General features: G+C 71.6%; 14 protein-coding genes. 2 read left to right on the plus strand and 12 right to left on the minus strand.

Annotation, left to right across the window (positions count from 1 at the left end):
* The 12 genes from AB0G50_RS13430 to AB0G50_RS13485 all read right to left on the minus strand — a co-directional run bounded on the left by AB0G50_RS13430 (window position 1) and on the right by AB0G50_RS13485 (window position 11,422).
* Window positions 1-915: an LLM class flavin-dependent oxidoreductase gene (locus AB0G50_RS13430; protein ID WP_360106654.1), complete on the minus strand. Its 915-nt coding sequence runs from the start codon at window positions 913-915 to the stop codon at window positions 1-3.
* On the minus strand, window positions 912-1,937 hold the full coding sequence (locus AB0G50_RS13435; RefSeq protein ID WP_360106657.1) for an ABC transporter substrate-binding protein: 1,026 nt from the start codon (window positions 1,935-1,937) through the stop codon (window positions 912-914). Before AB0G50_RS13435 ends, AB0G50_RS13430 begins: the two co-directional genes overlap by 4 nt.
* Window positions 1,918-2,655: an ABC transporter ATP-binding protein gene (locus AB0G50_RS13440; protein ID WP_360106659.1), complete on the minus strand. Its 738-nt coding sequence runs from the start codon at window positions 2,653-2,655 to the stop codon at window positions 1,918-1,920. The genes AB0G50_RS13435 and AB0G50_RS13440 overlap by 20 nt, the downstream gene beginning before the upstream one ends.
* Window positions 2,652-3,497 carry an ABC transporter permease gene (locus AB0G50_RS13445; protein WP_360106662.1) on the minus strand — a complete coding sequence of 282 codons (846 nt, stop codon included), beginning with the start codon at window positions 3,495-3,497 and terminating at the stop codon, window positions 2,652-2,654. Before AB0G50_RS13445 ends, AB0G50_RS13440 begins: the two co-directional genes overlap by 4 nt.
* Complete coding sequence (locus AB0G50_RS13450; protein WP_360106665.1) at window positions 3,494-4,510, minus strand: NrtA/SsuA/CpmA family ABC transporter substrate-binding protein; 1,017 nt, start codon at window positions 4,508-4,510, stop codon at window positions 3,494-3,496. The genes AB0G50_RS13445 and AB0G50_RS13450 overlap by 4 nt, the downstream gene beginning before the upstream one ends.
* A 129-nt stretch (window positions 4,511-4,639) precedes the next feature.
* Complete coding sequence (locus AB0G50_RS13455) at window positions 4,640-4,717, minus strand: putative leader peptide (RefSeq protein ID WP_360106957.1); 78 nt, start codon at window positions 4,715-4,717, stop codon at window positions 4,640-4,642.
* A gap of 457 nt (window positions 4,718-5,174) precedes the next feature.
* Window positions 5,175-6,392, minus strand: coding sequence for a multidrug effflux MFS transporter (locus AB0G50_RS13460; RefSeq protein ID WP_360106668.1), 1,218 nt, complete (start codon window positions 6,390-6,392; stop codon window positions 5,175-5,177).
* Window positions 6,389-7,369 carry an alpha/beta hydrolase gene (locus AB0G50_RS13465; protein ID WP_360106671.1) on the minus strand — a complete coding sequence of 327 codons (981 nt, stop codon included), beginning with the start codon at window positions 7,367-7,369 and terminating at the stop codon, window positions 6,389-6,391. Before AB0G50_RS13465 ends, AB0G50_RS13460 begins: the two co-directional genes overlap by 4 nt.
* Complete coding sequence (locus AB0G50_RS13470) at window positions 7,366-8,370, minus strand: alpha/beta hydrolase (RefSeq protein ID WP_360106674.1); 1,005 nt, start codon at window positions 8,368-8,370, stop codon at window positions 7,366-7,368. The genes AB0G50_RS13465 and AB0G50_RS13470 overlap by 4 nt, the downstream gene beginning before the upstream one ends.
* On the minus strand, window positions 8,370-9,326 hold the full coding sequence (locus AB0G50_RS13475; protein ID WP_360106677.1) for an aldo/keto reductase: 957 nt from the start codon (window positions 9,324-9,326) through the stop codon (window positions 8,370-8,372). Before AB0G50_RS13475 ends, AB0G50_RS13470 begins: the two co-directional genes overlap by 1 nt.
* Before the next feature lie 17 nt (window positions 9,327-9,343).
* Window positions 9,344-10,450, minus strand: coding sequence for a zinc-binding dehydrogenase (locus AB0G50_RS13480; RefSeq protein WP_360106680.1), 1,107 nt, complete (start codon window positions 10,448-10,450; stop codon window positions 9,344-9,346).
* A gap of 249 nt (window positions 10,451-10,699) precedes the next feature.
* The gene (locus tag AB0G50_RS13485; protein ID WP_360106683.1) at window positions 10,700-11,422 is read right to left on the minus strand and encodes an SDR family oxidoreductase; all 723 of its coding nucleotides are present in this window, start codon (window positions 11,420-11,422) and stop codon (window positions 10,700-10,702) included.
* Window positions 11,423-12,006: 584 nt separating this feature from the next.
* On the opposite strand from AB0G50_RS13485, the gene AB0G50_RS13490 reads away from it, so the two are divergent.
* Both AB0G50_RS13490 and AB0G50_RS13495 read left to right on the plus strand, forming a co-directional pair.
* A complete protein-coding gene (locus AB0G50_RS13490; RefSeq protein ID WP_360106686.1) occupies window positions 12,007-12,987 on the plus strand; it encodes a methyltransferase dimerization domain-containing protein in 981 nt (326 codons plus the stop codon).
* A 284-nt stretch (window positions 12,988-13,271) separates the two neighbouring features.
* Window positions 13,272-14,777, plus strand: coding sequence for an ABC transporter substrate-binding protein (locus tag AB0G50_RS13495; protein WP_360106689.1), 1,506 nt, complete (start codon window positions 13,272-13,274; stop codon window positions 14,775-14,777).
* The last annotated feature ends 47 nt before the right edge of the window (window positions 14,778-14,824 follow it).

Here is a 14,824-nt window from a genome sequence, read left to right on the forward strand (position 1 = left end):
TCAGGCCCTTCCTGCGAGCAGTGGACGGACGTGCTGCGCGAGGCGCAGCGCCTCCTCCAGCCGGGGTGCGGCGTCCAGGAAGAAGGTGTCGAAACCCCGTTCCCGGTAGGCCAGGATCCGGTCGGCGACCTGCCGGTAGGTGCCCCGCAACGCGGCCGGGTCGGTCAACTCCGCCTCGTCCTCGCGGGTGTGCACGGTCGCCTGGAGCGCGAGCCGGGTCCGACCACCCAGCCGGGCCACGTGGTGGTCCAACTCGTCGTCGGGCGCGAGGTCGAACACGTGCACGTCGGCGTGCTCGGCGGACAGCGCCAACGCCTCGTCCGAGGTGCCGGACAGGTACACGGTGGGGAACGGCAGCCCGGCCAGCGGGCCGACGAAACCGCCCTGGTACACCTCGTAGAACCGGCCCTCGAAGTCCACGTCCCGGCCGTGCCACACGGCTTTCGCCACGGTCAGGAACTCCGCGGCACGGGCGTACCGGTCCGCGCCGGTGACGAAATCGCCCTGGGTCCGCTGCACGCGCTCGTCCAGGTCGACCTCCAGCCGCCACGACAGCCGGCCGCCGAACGCGCGCTGCAACGTCGCGGACAGCTTCGCCGCGTACACCGGCGTCGCGATGCCGGCCGGGAACCCGGCCACCACCTCCAGGAACCGGCTGTCCCGGCCCACCGAGGCGGACACCACCAGCGACTCCTCGCCGTGCGGGTCGTACGGCACGTGGACGCCGCCCAGCCCGCCCAGTTCGGCGGCACGGGAGACCTGGTGCAGGTAGTCGAACGGGGTGAACGCGGGCCCGCCGTCGCGACCGTCCCGAATGGACGCCGGCAGCGGCGCGGGCCCGTCCCAGCCGCGGGCGCGGGTGCCCCGGCCGTCACCCCGGGTGGGAATGGTCCAGATGACGCGCGGCGCGGTCACCGGCCCGCCTCCAGCAGCGCCCTGGCCTCGGCCAGCGGCTCGTGCGCGGCCCACGCCCGGACGTCGACGTCCTGGGCCAGGAACCCGTTCGACAGCAGGAAGTCCTTCTGCCGGTCGAGCAGGTCCAGCCGTTCGTCGGACAGGTCGGGGTGCAACCCCTTGTGGAACCCGTCGCGGTACGCGGCCACGACGCCGTCGACGCCGGACCGGGTTTCGCCGGCCAGGATCTCGCGGACCCGGTCGAGGTTGTCGGCCGCCCAGTCCGCCGCGCGCAGCGTCTGGACCAGGAACCGGGCCACCAGGTCCGGCCGCTCGGCCAGGATCCGCTCGTGCACGGTGATCGGCCGCGGCGTGCCGTTGTTCACCCGGAACCGCCGGTCGGTGAACGAGTCCAGGTCGATCCCGATCACCAGCCCGTGCGCCGCGGCCTGCTCGGCGGCCTGCGCGCCCTTGATGTACACCGCGTCCACGGTGCCCTCGGCCAGCGCCTCGACGCCGAACAGCGAGCTGCCGCCCCGCGCGCCCCGACCGACGTCGCCCTGCCCGGTCGGCACCTCCACGAACGTGACGTCCTCCGTGGACAGACCGACGGTGCCCAGCGCGCCGGTGAACCCGTGCAGCGCCATCGCCCGGGGGAAGCTGCGGGCGTGGTCGGCGGCCTTCGCGGGCAGCGCCACCCGGCGGCCCGCCAGGTGCTCCGGCGCGGTGATGCCCGAGTCCGGCCGGACCACGATCACCTGGGACTCGTCGATCCAGGTCAACCCGATCAGCCTGGTCGGCGCGCCCTCGGACTTCGCGACCAGCGCGGGCACGTTGCCGCCCTCGCGGAACAGCCCGACCAGCCGGTGGTCGAAGTGCCGGGCGGCGATCTCCGGCGGTGCGTCCTGGAGCACGCCGACCTCGAGCCCGTCGGCGGCGAAGTCCTCGGCCAGCCAGCCGAGGTTGTAGGCGAGGCCGCTGGCCGTCGGCACGGGGCAGCGGGTGTACCAGATCCGGTCCTGCTCAAGCGTGTGCGTGCTCATCACTTCTCCTGGGAGAACGGTCGGGGCTGACCCCGAGAGCGGCGAGGTAGTCCTTGCGGTGCGCGATCACCGCGTGGCCGTCGCGGTCGCGCGGCCGGGGCACGTCGATCCGCCGGTCGAGCGCGAAACCGCCGTCCCGCAGCACGATCGCGCGGTCGGCCAGCAGCAGCGCCTCGTCCACGTCGTGCGTCACCAGCAGCACGGCGGGCCGGTGCGCGGCGCACAGCTCGGCGACGAGTTCCTGCATCTGCAACCGGGTCAGCGCGTCCAGCGCGGCGAACGGCTCGTCCAGCAGCAGCAGTTCCGGCTGCCGGACCAGCGCGCGGGCCAGCGCGACCCGCTGCGCCTCGCCACCGGACAGCGTGGCGGGCCAGCTCCGGGCCTTGTCCGCGAGACCGACCTCGGCGAGCGCGGCGAGCCCGGGACCGCGGGCCGCCTTGCCGCGCTGGCCGATCGTGACGTTGGCCAGCACCCGGCGGGCCTGCACCAACCGGGGTTCCTGGTAGACGACCGTGCGCACCTCCGGCACCAGCACGGTGCCGGCGTCCGCGCGCTGCAACCCGGACAGCAGGCGCAGCAACGTGGTCTTGCCGGTGCCGCTCGGCCCGAGCAGCGCGACGAACTCGCCCGGCGCGATGTCCAGGTCGATCCCGTCGAGGACCGTTCTGTCCCCGAAGCTCTTGCGGATGCCGCGCAACCGCACCACGGCGTCGCTCATCCGCTCGCCGTCCCGTGCCGCCGCCAGGGCATGGCGGTCCGCTCGACCAGCCTGATCACCAGGTCCACCCCGATCCCGATCGCCGCGTAGATCACGATGCACAGCACCATGTAGTCGTTGCGGTAGTACTGCTGCGCGAGGGTGACCAGGTAGCCGATCCCCTCGGTGGCGCCGACCTGCTCGGCCGCGATCAGGCCGACGAGGCTGATGCCGAGGCAGATCCGCAGCGCCATCAGGATGTTCGGCAGCGCGCTCGGCAGGATCACCCCGATCGCCAACCGCGTGCCGCGCAACCCGAACCCGCGCACCGCCTCGATCACCTTGCGGTCCACCGACCGCACGCCCAGGTAGGTGTAGGCGTACATCGGCGAGGCCGACGACACCGCGATCAGCGCCACCTTGAACGCCTCGTCCACGCCGAACCACGAGATGAACAGCGGCACCAGCGCGAGGAACGGCACCACGCGGACGATCTGCACCGTCGCGTCGACCAGTTCCTCGCCGAGTCTGGTCAACCCGCTGACCAGACCCAGCACCAGCGCCACGCCCACCCCGATGCCCACGCCGAGCCCGGCGCGCCGGAACGAGGCCAGCGCGTAATCCCACAGCTGCCCGGTTTCCACCAGTTCGCCGAACGCCCGCACCACCTGGCCGGGCGAGGCCAGCACCTCGGTCGACACCAGGCCGCGGCTCGTCGTGTACCACCACGCCACCAGCAGCAGCGTCGGCACGCTGGCCCGCAGCGCCAGTGACAGCCACCGGTTGCGCGACTTCTCGCCCAGGAACTCCGGTTCGGCGAGCCCGGCCGCCGCCGGCGTGGCGCGCAGCGGCGTCACGGTCATTTCGGGACGCCCCAGTCGTAGAACACCGTCTTCGGGTCGGGCTTGGCGGCGAGCACCTTGTTGTCCACGAACACCGTCGCCACGCCGGTCAGCCTGGCCTCGTCCTCGGGTTTCGGCAGCCGCAGCACGTTGTCGTAGCGGCCGATCGCGATGTTGTTCTCCAGCTGCACGCCGGTCGCGGCCGTCGGGCCCTGGTCGGCGAACACGTTCTGGAACTTCTCCGGCTCGGCCTTCTCCTGCTCGTCCAACCCGGACAGGATCGTGACCAGGGTCCGCACCACCTCGGGGTTGCGGGACAGCAGGTCGGTGCGCGCGACGAACATGTTCAGGTCGTCCGACGGCAGGTCCCGGCCGCGGAACACCACCCGGGCGCCCTTGGCGACCGCCTGCGGGAAGGCCCGCACGATCGCGACCCACGCGTCGACCTGGCCGGAGGCGAAGGCCGAGGCGGCCTGGTCCTGTTGCAGGTACACGCGTTCGACCTGGTCGGCCGGGATGCCCGCCTGCTTGAGCGCGAGCAGCAGCAGGTACTCGCCGCGACCGGCCTTGTTCACCGCCACCCGCTTGCCGCGCAGGTCCTCGACGGTCTTGATGGGGCTGTCCGGCTGCACGATCAACCCGTCGCCCGCGCCCGCGCGCTGGTCGGTGACCACGTCCTTGACCGCGACGACCTTGATGTCGTCCGACGTGGCGAGGTAGCCGAGCGCGGGGGAGAACGCGCCCTCGGCGAAGTTCACCGCTCCGGAGTGGATCGCGTCGGTCGTCGCGGTGAACGACGCGTACGTGCCGCCCCACTCGACCTTCGCGCCGAGCTTGGCCAGCGGCTCGTCGAAGCTGTTGTGCTTCTTGGCGTACGCGAGCGGTCCGTAGTTGCCGGGGTCGACCAGCTTGACCACGATCGACCCGGAACCGGCGTCCGCGGAGCCGCCGCACGCGGCCAGTGTGACCGTGAGCAGCGCGGCGACGCCGGTGGCGGCGAGCCGGGAAATCCTGGTGTGCGCGAAAAAACCCATGGGGGTGCCTGCCACTCCTTGTCACAAGGAATCAAGGTGGGTGAAGAAGAAAGGGGTCGCCGGACACGGGGCGCCCGATCGGTTCGGGGCGCGGGGCGTCGGCCGGAGGAGGAGAGGAAGCGGCGTCGCTCAGCGCGACGGACACAGCGCGCTGGCGACCCGGAGCAGGTCGACGTGCTGACGCGTGGTCAGCCGGGGCAGCCTCATGGCACGGAACGCTAGGTACGGGGCGTGCCACCGTCAACCACGTCCCACGTCTTCCCGCATCATGGAAACCTGCCCTGATCTGCGCATTCTCTGCTTAGGATCGCGCGGATCTTCCACATCGTGGTAGTCGGGCCGCGCCGAGGGACCGCCCGCACACCGCGCTCCCGGTGCTGCCCGCACCCGCCAACGCCCTGTGCTCGCCCGTGCGGCCGGCCGCCCTGCCCGCTCGCGCCGCCCTGCGCGACACCCGCACGCGCACCACCGCCCCGCCCGCGTCACCGCCCTGCTCGCGCCCCGCGCCGGCCTGTCGAGACTCGTCCGGTGCCCGTCGGGCTTCCCCGGTGTCTCACGGCCCTCGTCAGTCCACAATGGACAACGGAAAACGCCTCCCGCGCACAGGGCGTGGGAGGCGTTCGGGAGGGGTCCGGCCGACCCCTCGCGCGAGGTCGGCCGGACGTCAGAGTTGCCCGGGTGGCACGACTTCCAGCTGCTCCACCGGCGCGACCGCCCGGCGGCGCAGGCGGGGCATCACGGTGAACCACACGAGCAGTGCCGCGCCGCCGTAGGCGACCGCCATGGTGAGGCTCATCGTCAGCGGCGTCGTGCCGCCCAGCGACACCAGCGGCGCCACCAGCGGGCCGACCGCGAACGACGTGGTGCCGATCAGCGCGGCGGCGGTGCCCGCGCGGTCCTTGTGGTCGGCCAGCGCCAGCGCCGAGCCGTTCGACATCGACGTGCCGCTCGCGATCATGGACAGCGCCAACGGGATCAGCAGCGCGATCAACCCGGCGTGGAACACCACCGCGGCGAGCATCCCCAACGCGGACACGGCGGTCAGCGTCGCGCCGAGCGCGTACATCCGCGCCGGACCCGCCCGCCGCACCAGCGCCCGGTTGATCTGCGCGCCCACCACGGACATGATCGCGTTGGCCGCGAAGCAGAAGCTGAACAGCTGCGGGCTCATCGAGTAGCTGTCCTGGAGCACGAAGCTGATCGACGCCAGGTAGGTGAAGAACGCCGCCCCGCCGAACATGCCCACCAGCAGGAACCGCTGGAACAACCGGTCGGAGAGCAGCGCGCCGAAGTTGTGCGCGCTGCTGGTCGGATGTCGCGACCCGGGTGGCAGGCTCTCCGGCAACGACGTCACCGCGAGCACGAACAGCAGCGCCCCGATACCGGCCAGCACGGCGAAGATGCCGCGCCACCCCATCACGGTCGCCAACTGGCCGCCGACGACCGGTGCCACGATCGGGGCGATGGCCCCGACCGTGGTCAGCATGGCCAGCAACCGCACCAGTTCCACGCCGTCGGTGAGGTCGCGCGCGACGGCCAGGGCGATCACGATCCCGGCCGACCCGCACAACCCCTGGAAGAACCGCGCCGCCAACAGCAGTTCGATCGACGGCGTCACCGCGCACACCAGCGACAGCACCGCGAACAGCCCGACGCCGACGAGCAGCGGGCGGCGGCGGCCGAACCGGTCGCTGACCGGTCCGACCACCAACTGCCCGAGACCCAGCCCGAGCATGCACGCGGACATGGTCGCCTGCGCCAGGCTCTCGCTGGTGCCGAGGTCGGCCGCCAGGCGGGGGAGCGTGGGCAGGTAGAGATCCATCGAGATCGGCCCGAACATCTCCAGGAGTCCGAGCACGATCGCGATCCGGCGCAGGCTCACGGTGACCGCAGGATCCGCCGCAGCCACGACAGTCGGGCCGCGACGGCGGCGCGGGACACCTCGGCGTCCGGCGAGAAGCCCGAGAAGCCGTGGTAGCCGCCGGCCCACACGTGCAACTCGGCCTGGCCACCGGTGGCCCAGATCCGCAGCGCGTACTCGGTCGCCTCGTCGCGGAAGATCTCCGCGGCGCCGACGTCGACGTACGCCGGAGGCAGACCGGACAGGTCGGCCATCCTGGTCGGCACCTGGTAGGGCGAGGCCTCGTCGGTTCCGCGCAGCGGGCCGAGGATCGCGTTCCAGGCGGTGTCGTTGTTGTTGCGGTCCCACGCGCCGAGCCCGTCGTACTGGAGCGTCGACACGTTCGTGTTGCGGTCGTCGAGCATCGGGCACAGCAGGCCCTGCCCGGCGATCGCGGGACCGCCGCGGTCGCGGGCCAGCAGCGCGACACCGGCGGAGAGCCCGCCGCCCGCGCTCGCGCCGGTCACCACGATGCGACTCCGGTCGACGCCGAGTTCGTCGGCGTGCTCCGCCAGCCACACCAGGCCCGCGTAGCAGTCCTCGACCGCCGCCGGCGCGGGGTGCTCCGGCGCGAGCCGGTACTCGACCGACACGCCGACCGCGCCGAACAGCAGCACGTCCTCGATCAGGCCGTCGATGCCGAAGGTCCGGTTGCCCAGGACCATGCCGCCGCCGTGGATGCTGTAGAACGCCGGGGCGTTCGTCACCGGCTCGACCGGCCGCACGATGGTCAGCTGGATGTCCGGCGCGCCCTCGGGCCCGGGCACCGTGCGCTCCTCGAGCACCACGGGCCGGTCGCCGACCATCGCCTCGACCGGGGGCAGGATGCTCGCGAAGTGGTCCCGGTTGGCCAGGATCGTGTCGGCCCGCAACGGGATCTGCTCGACCATGTCGAGGAACCCGGCGAGACCGGCTTCCAGCTCCGGGTCGTACGGGACGGGCGGGTGCTCGGCGGTCATGCGCTCAACCCCAGGACGCGGCGGAACCACGAGTTGCGGGTGGCGAGGGCGGCCTGGCTGACCTGCCACTCGGGCACGTACATGTCGAAACCGTGGAACGCGCCGCTCCACACGTGCAGCTCGGCCTGGCCACCGGTGGCCCAGATCCGCAGCGCGTACTCGGTGTCCTCGTCGCGGAACGGCTCCGCGCTGCCCACCTCGATGAACGCGGGCGGCAGGCCGGACAGGTCGGTGGCCCGGGTGGGCGCCGCGTACGGCGACACCTCGTCGGTGCCGACCGCGTCGCCCAGCAGCGAGCGCCAGCCCGCCAGGTTCGACTCGCGGGTCCAGGTGCCGATGCCGCTGTACTGCCTGCTCGCGACCGTGGTGTTGGTGTCGTCGATCATCGGGCACAGCAGCAGCTGACCGGCCAGCGCCGGACCCCGGCGGTCCCGGGCCAGCAGCGCGACACCGGCGGACAGCCCGCCGCCCGCGCTGCCGCCCATGACCACGATGCGCGCCGGGTCGACGTGCAGCTCCTCGGCGTGCTCGGCCATCCACACCAGACCGGCGTAGCAGTCCTCGACCGGCGCGGGGTGCGGGTGCTCCGGCGCGAGCCGGTACTCGACGTTGACCGCGACGGCGCCCAGCTCCAGCACCAGCGCGACCAGCCGGCCGACGTCCATGTTGCGGTGGCCGACCATCATGCCGCCGCCGTGGATGTTGTACAGGCCGGGCACCGCGCCCTCGACGCCGCGCGGGGAGATGATCGTGATCTCCAGGTCCGGCGCGCCCTCGGGACCGGGGATGGTCCGCTCGACGACGTCGACCGGGGCGTCACCGACCTGCTCGGCGGCCGGCGGGAACATCGCGGCCATCGACGCCCGCGCGCCCGGGATCGTCTCCGGGGTGAACGGCGGCGCGTCCGCCGGCACGATCTGGGCCAGGGCGCCCTCGATCTCCGGGTCGAACGGCACGGGTGTCAGGGTCACGGCGCGCTCCTCGCTCTTCTGCTCCGACATCACGGCCCCTCCGGGTCCACGACACCGCGGTCGACCCAGAACGGCTCGACCAGCGAACGCAGCTCGGCGGCGCCGATCTGCTCGACCAGGTCGACGGCCGCGAGGTTGTCCTCCAGCTGCGTCAGCTTGGTCGCGCCGAACAACGTGGTGACGTTGGCCGGGTGGGTCAGCGTGAACGCGACCGACAGCCGGGCCGCGGTCGTGCCCAGCTCCTCGGCCAGCTTGACGACGCCGACGGCCTTCTCCTTGATGGCCTCCCGGACGCCGCCCGGGTCGCGACCGATCTCGCGGGTCAGCCCGGTGCCGCCGGCGAGGATGCCGCCCTCCAGCACGTCCGAGGACTGCATGGCGAACCCGTCCGCGAACAGCCTGCCGAACGGCTCGCCGTCCGGGATGGACCGGCGGCCGATGCTGTACTTGAGCTGCGCGATCTGCGGGCCGGGCACGCCGCGCTCGGCGGCCAGCTCGCGCAGCCGGGTGATGTTGCCGGCGGACCAGTTGTTCACGCCCCAGGCCCGGATGAGCCCGTCGGCGGTGAGCCGGCCGAGGTCCTCGACCAGGTCCTCCAGCGCGAGGTCGTCGCGCCGCAGGTCGCCGAGGATGACCAGGTCGGCGACGTCGAAGCCGCCGCGCAGGAAGGCGTTCTCGAGCTGGGGGCGGAAGCCCTGCTCGCCGAAGCCCTCCAGCCACAGCTTGGCCGACACCAGGTACTCGTCGCGCGCGATGCCCGCGGCGCGGATGATCGAACCCCAGATGACGTCGGTGAACGCGGGCGTCATGCCGGGCATGCTGTAGACCGCGACGTCGAACAGGTTGACGCCGGCGTCGACGGCCGCGCGGACCATCGCGACGGCGTCGGCGAAGTCCATCCGGTCGTAGGTGTGCCAGGAGCCGAGGGACAGCAGGGAGACGTCGAGGTCGGACGTGCCGACGCGGCGACGGGGCAACGGGGACACAGTGGGCTCCTAGGAGGTCAGGGGAGACGGGGGTCGACGACGGCCTTGACCTCGTCCAGCCGGTGCATGGCCTCGATCCGCTCGGAGGCGGCGGACAGGCCGACCGGCGTTCCGAAGAGGTCGTTCCACGGCATCCGGTCCGCGAACGCGGAGAAGAACTCGATCGCCTTGTGGTAGTCGGAGATGTCGCCGTTGAGCGAGCCGTGCACGGTGAGCTCCTTGCCCATCACCGCGCCGAGCGGCAGCGGCTCCGAGTTCGGGCCCGTGCTGCCGACGATCACCACGTGACCGCGCTGCGCGGCCATGGCGACGGCCTCGCGACCGACCGACGGCGCGCCGGCGAAGTCCATCACCAGGTCGGCGCCGCGGCCGCCGGTGAGCTCGGTGACCCGCTCGACGATGCGCTCGGAGCCCTCGGCGATGTCGACCGTGGCGTCCGCGCCGAACTCGCCTGCCAGCGTCAGCCGGGAGGCGGGGGAGCCGACGGTGATCACCTTGGCGGCGCCGCTGAGGTGGGCGACGGCGGTGGCGAACACGCCGAGCGCGCCGGAGCCCTGCACGACCACGCGCTTGCCGGTCAGGCCGCCGACGTAGGAGAAGGCGCGGAGCACGGTCTTGGCCGCGCACCCGGCCATGGCCGCCCAGTTGTCCGGGATCTCGTCGGGCAGCAGCAGCTTCGCCGCGCGCGGCACCACGTAGGCGTACTCGCACAGGCCGGCGGTCGCGAACGGGTGCACGTCGGAGCGCTGGAGGAAGCCGTAGCCGCGGCGGGAGCACGCGACCGGCTCGCGCAGGACGACGCAGCCGTAGCACTCGCCGCAGGTCGACTCGGACCAGCCGATCCGGGCGCCCACCTCGATGTCGCGGCCGAGCGCGTCGCGGGTGTCGGCGCCGACCGCGACGACCTCGCCGACCATCTCGTGGCCGAGGACCATCGGGAGCATGCCCGGGAAGCTCATTTTGCCGGACCAGATTTCCACGTCCGTGCCGCAGAGCGTGGCGCAGGAGACGTGCACCAGGGCGGCGCCGGGTTCCACCTCGGCGGGCAGCGGGATCTCGGTGAGGTGCAGCGGCTTGCCGTGCTCGGTCAGCACCGCCGCTCGGGTGGAGGTCGGGACGGTCATCGGGCTCCTTCCGGTGGCGGGAGGCGCGTGCGGGCCACCCGGTTGTTAGTCTACGGGCGTTGACCAAAAAGTCGAGACCCGGAACACATCGGGTCGCGTCGAGTCGACGTCGACCCCGCGCTTCACCCCACACCGGCCACTGTGGACGGACACCGCCGTCGAACCGCCTGGTCCGGGAGCCGACCGCGCCGTCCGGCGTGGACGGGGTCGGGTGCGGGGCCGGACCGCGCGGTCCGGCCCCGGTGTCACTCAGACGAGGAGCTGACCGCCGTCGACCGGCAGGCTGGTGCCGGTGATGTGGGCGGCGTTGTCGCCCGCCAGGAACACGACCGCCGCGGCGACCTGCTCCACCGCGGCGAGCTGCCGCAGCGGGATCCGGCTCAGCCACGCCTCGCGCGCGGGCGAGCCCTCCGGCAGGCCCAGGGCGAGCATCGGGGTGAGCACGGGGCCGGGCGCGACCGCGTTGACCCGGATGCCGTGACCGGCCAGCTCGATCGCGGCCCAGCGGGTCAGCGCGTCGACCGCGGCCTTGCTGCTCTCGTAACCGCCCATGCCCGGCGTGGGCTGGCGGCCGCCGATCGAGGACATGTTGACCACGACGCCGCCCGAGCCGCGCTCGACCATCCGCCTGCCGACCATCTGCGTCATCAGGAAGGTGCCCTGCACGTTCACCTGGAGCACCTTGAGCAGGTCCGCGCCGGGCAGCTCGAGCAGCGTGCCGTGGATGGTCAGCAGACCCGCGTTGTTCACCAGCACGTCCACCGGGCCGACCTCGTCGAGCGCCCTGGTGATCGACTCCTCGTCGGTGATGTCCACGGTCACCCCGCGCACGCCGAGTTCCGCGGCCGCCTCCTCGGCGCCGTTCACGTCGGCGAGGACAACGTTGTCACCGATGGCGTCGAACGCGGTGGCGATCGCGCGGCCGATGCCGCCGGCGCCTCCGGTAACCAGCACGGTGCGGGCAGAGGTCATCGTCGGTTCCTCTCGCGGGACCGGGTGTCCGGTCGGGTTTGCAGTATACAAGCGTAGAAAATAAACCTCTTGGACGACAAGGGGAACTCGGGTGGCCGCGCGGTCCGCGACGGTGTCGCGGACGGGTGCGGCCGGCTCGGGTCGCCCGGTCGTCCCACCCCTTCGGGCGGTCGGCGCCGGTAGGGGGCGGCGCGGTCGCCCGCGGTCGGGCGGCGTACGGTGCCGACGTGGTCGCGCTCGGCGACGACTCCGGTCGCCTCCACCCGGTCCTGGCCTTGTGACCTGGTATTTCCACAGTGGTCGGTGCCCGCGAGCGTCCCGTTCGGTCCGTTCCGCCGCGGTGCCCGGGTCCACTTGGCGTGGCGGGGCCGGCGCGGTTGGCGGACGATGTGGGCGCGCCTGCGCCGGGGGACGGCGCAGGCGCGGCCGAACAGCGTGGTCGACCCGCCGGTCGCGACCCGTCCGGGTAACCGCCGCCGAAGGGGCCGGAGAAGGGACTGGCGCTTTTAGTCGACGTGCGTAGACTAACACCCTCTCGTCCCGGGCACCACCGAGGTGTCCGCATCCCCATTCGAGGAGCCGTCATGACCGGACCCGTCCCGGACCGCATCGTCGACATCGCCATCGGCTACATGGGCGCGAAGCAGCTCTTCGCCGCGTCCCGCGTCGGCCTGTTCACGGCGCTCGCCGACGGTCCCCGCACGGTCGCCGAGATCGCGTCCACCACCGGTGTGAGCGAGAAGATCACCCGCATCCTGGCCGACGCGATGAACGCGAAGGGCCTGCTCGACCGCGAGGACGGCCGCTACTCCCTGGCGCCCGACGCCGCGGAGTTCCTGGGTGGCGCCGGCGGGGGCGTCGACCTCGCGCCGTTCCTGGGCTTCCTGAACGAGATCAGCTACGGCCACTGGCTCCAGTTCGACAAGACGGTCGACACCACCACTCCGGGTGACCTCCAGATGGACGACGCCCGCTGGGGCACGTTCATGGCGGGCGTCATGCAGTACAACGCCCTGCACGCGTCCCAGTTGGCGCGCGGGTTCGACTTCACCCCGTACAAGTCGATGCTGGACCTGGGCGGCCTGTCCCCGGACTTCGCCATCGGCGCGCTCAAGGCCAACCCGGACCTGACCGTGAAGTTCGTCTTCACCGACATGTCCACCCAGGGCATCACCGACGCGCTCGCCGCGAACGGCTACACCGACCGGGCGACGATCGAGCCGGAGCCCACCGAGACGGCCGCGCCGGGCGGTGACCACGACATCGTCATGGTGAACCACGTGATCCACCGCTTCACCGCCGAGCAGAACCAGGCCATCCTCGCCAACGCCCGCGCGGCGGCGGCGGACGGCGCGACCCTGCTGCTGCTCGACTTCTTCCTGGACGACGACGAGCGCCAGCGCCCGATCGACGCCCTGCACGCGGGCGAGTACTTCGTCATCGACGGCACCGTGGTCTACCCCGAGTCCGAGGTGCGCTCGTGGCTCGACGCGACCGGCTGGCGCGCGCGCGAGGTCCTCTCGCTCCCGGGCAGCCCGCGGGTGCTCGTCGCCGACGCCGTGTGAGGACGCTGACGCGTTCTGTGGCCGAACAGGATTCGTATACGATTTCCGGCCGCCTGCTTGTGGGTGTTCGGTAACTATTAGGTCTATTCCTGGTCGGTCAACCGTTGATTTATTTGCCGACGACCGTAGACTAACCCGCATCCTAGTGAGCCAGGTCTCACCTTTCGATCTACACGCTCCAGGCGAGGACCAGCCCGCGGCAGCGGTGCGAGCAACCTCCGCCGGCAGTCCATCACCCGAGAGAAGGACTCATGACGAGGAAAAGGACAGCGGCACTGATCGCGATGGCCGTCGCAGCGGTCACCGCGTTCGCCGGATGTACCAGCTCCGGCAGTACCGGCAGCAGCACCAACGCCGCCGGCGCCGAGATCAACGAGCTCAAGGCCGGCGTCTTCCTTGACGTGACGTCCTGGGACCCGGCGAACGCCGACATCGGCTTCGACGGTCCCTACCTGTCGGCTGTCTACGACCCGCTGGTGTCGCTGGACAAGGACGGCAAGCCGGTGCCCGGGTTGGCCACGTCCTGGGAGTGGTCCGCGGACCGCCTGACGCTGACGGCGAAGCTGCGTCAGGGCGTCACGTTCGACGACGGCGAGAAGTTCGACTCCGCGGCCGCGGTCGCCAACCTCGAGCACCTGAAGTCCGGTGTGCGTTCGGGCCAGGCGTACCTCAACGTGGCGAGCGTGTCCGCAAAGGACGCGGACACCGTCGAGCTCAAGCTCTCGAAGCGCGACGACGCGCTGCTCTACTTCATGGGTCTGGGCCGCAGCTGGATGGCCTCCCCGGCCGCCATCAAGGCCGGCAAGCTGACCGACGGCCCCGTGGGCTCCGGTCCGTACACCTACGACAAGGCCAACTCGGCCCCCCAGTCGCAGTACGTCTTCACCAAGAAGGCGAACCACTGGGACAGCGCGACCTTCCCGTTCCCGTCGGTGAAGCTGTTCCCGATCACCGACCAGACGGCGAGCTTCAACGCGATGCTGTCCGGCCAGCTGAACATGCAGTTCGCGAACGCGGCGAACCTGGCCAAGGCCAAGGAGAGCGGCTGGAACGTCGCCTCCAAGCCGTCCTCGTGGGTGGGCGTGCAGTTCGCCGACCGCACCGGCTCGCAGGTCAAGGCCCTGGGTGACCAGAAGGTCCGCCAGGCCATCAGCTACGCGTTCGACGCCGCCGGCATCCTCAAGGCCGTCGGCAACGACTCGGGCACCACGACCAGCCAGCTGTGGGTCAAGGGCAGCCAGGTCTACGACGACGCCAACAACGGCAAGTACAAGACGGACATGGCCAAGGCCAAGCAGCTGCTCGCGGACGCCGGTTACAAGGACGGCTTCACGGTGAAGATGCCGATGTCGCCGATCTTCGCGGCGTGGCAGCCGGCCGCCAACCAGACCTTCGGCGAGCTGGGCATCAAGGTCGAGTGGCAGGACATGGCCATGCCCGACTACCAGAAGAACGCCCCGACGTACCCGATGTTCATCGCCGTCATCGCGATGGACGGCGACGACATGGCGACCCTGACCGACCAGGTCACCTCGGCGCAGTGGTACAACCCGAACCCGTCGGTCGACGCCTTCCCCGAGGTCAAGGCCCTGGTCCAGAAGGCCGAGACCGCCGAGCCGGGTCAGGCCCAGACGGACGCGCTCAAGCAGCTGAACAACAAGCTGGTCGACCTCGCCTGGTGGGATGTCTGGTACCAGGCCGACAACACCTACTTCAGCGTCAAGGGCATCACGGTCACCCCGATGACCGGCATGATGTTCCCGACGTTGCGGTTCATCCAGCGCGGCTGACGCGCCCGTGCTCCGGAGGGTCCGTCCACATCGGACGGGCCCTCCGG

It is taken from the genome of Actinosynnema sp. NPDC020468, from assembly GCF_040642015.1.
Taxonomy (GTDB): Bacteria; Actinomycetota; Actinomycetes; order Mycobacteriales; family Pseudonocardiaceae; genus Actinosynnema.